The organism is Microbacterium sp. ISL-103 (genome assembly GCF_018613995.1).
Classification (GTDB): domain Bacteria; phylum Actinomycetota; class Actinomycetes; order Actinomycetales; family Microbacteriaceae; genus Microbacterium.
Genome location: NZ_JAGGPD010000527.1, coordinates 1 through 1,073, shown reverse-complemented (window position 1 = coordinate 1,073; position 1,073 = coordinate 1). Strand labels below are relative to the sequence as shown.

Genomic DNA, 1,073 nt, shown 5'->3' with positions numbered 1-1,073 from the left:
GAGACATGATCGAGGGCACCATCACGGCCACGCTGCTCGAGCGCGCGAATCCCGGCGCGATCGCCGAGCGTCGCGAGTCTGCGGGCAAGCTCTACAACGTCTCGGAGTTCGCGGCCGAGGTCGCTCGCGCGGCGATCGACGCCGTGCCCTCCGACAACACCCGTCTCGTCGGAGACGTGAGCGCCTTCGCCGCGGAGTGAGTCCCCGTGACGAGAAGAGCCCCGTCCATCGGACGGGGCTCTCTTCGTGTTCCGGTGCGGTCAGATCGCAGAATCGGCCTGGGCCGATGCGACGAACTCCTTCGCATCCTTGCCGAGGGTGATCGCACGGACGATCTGCACGATTCCGAGCACGACGAGCGAGATCCCGAGTACGAGCCAGAGCACCGCCGCCGCATACAGCGGCGAGAAGATCACGACGATACCCGCGATGATGCTGAGGAGCGCGTAAAGGAGGGTCCAGACCCTCGATCCGTCGCGCCCGAGAAGGGACAGGGCGACCACGCCGTCGACGATCCAGCTGATGCCGATGAAGATCACGACGACGAGCGCGAGAGTCGCGGCAGCGACACCGAGGTTGGCGAACGCGATGACGCCGGCGACGATGTAGATGAGGCCGAGGACGATGTGGCCGACGCGAGCCCATCCGCCCTTCGCGCGAGAGAAGATGCCGAGGCCGATGTAGACGAGACCCGCGATCACGAGATACGAGGCGAAGATTCCCGTGACGATGACCGCCGTCTTACCGGGCCATACGAGCAGCACGATGCCGGCGATGAGGGCGATGGCGCCCGAGATCGCGAGGACGACGCGGATGGACTTGAACAGCGATTTCGCTTCGGTAGCGAGTGAATCAGACATGGTTGGGGACCCTTTCTGAGAAATCCCTGTGAGGGATGCTCACAGAGTAGCGCCCCGGGAAGCGGAATGGGGGAGGGCAGTATCGATATGTCGCGGACGTTCACACTCGGATACCTGGCGTCATGGCAAGATCAACACGTGACCCCCGACGATGACGCACGACTGCGTGAACTCGTCGTGATGCGCAGAGTGCGCGACCGCAGCGATCGGGAG

At 64.4% G+C, this 1,073-nt stretch carries 1 protein-coding gene and 1 pseudogene; one reads left to right on the top strand and one right to left on the bottom strand.

All coding sequences use genetic code 11. The annotated features are described in order from the left end of the window. Positions 1 to 200, top strand: a pseudogene (locus J7E68_RS17090) (short chain dehydrogenase); the annotation flags it as partial. Positions 201 to 260: 60 nt separating this feature from the next. On the opposite strand, the gene J7E68_RS17085 reads toward J7E68_RS17090, so the two are convergent. Next, complete coding sequence (locus tag J7E68_RS17085; RefSeq protein WP_215174611.1) at positions 261 to 860, bottom strand: HdeD family acid-resistance protein; 600 nt, start codon at positions 858 to 860, stop codon at positions 261 to 263. Positions 861 to 1,073: the final 213 nt, after the last annotated feature.

What these genes read in the sequence shown, in the direction of transcription:
- J7E68_RS17085 (WP_215174611.1), bottom strand. Translation starts at nt 860, where the DNA reads ATGTCTGATTCACTCGCTACCGAAGCGAAATCGCTGTTCAAGTCCATC.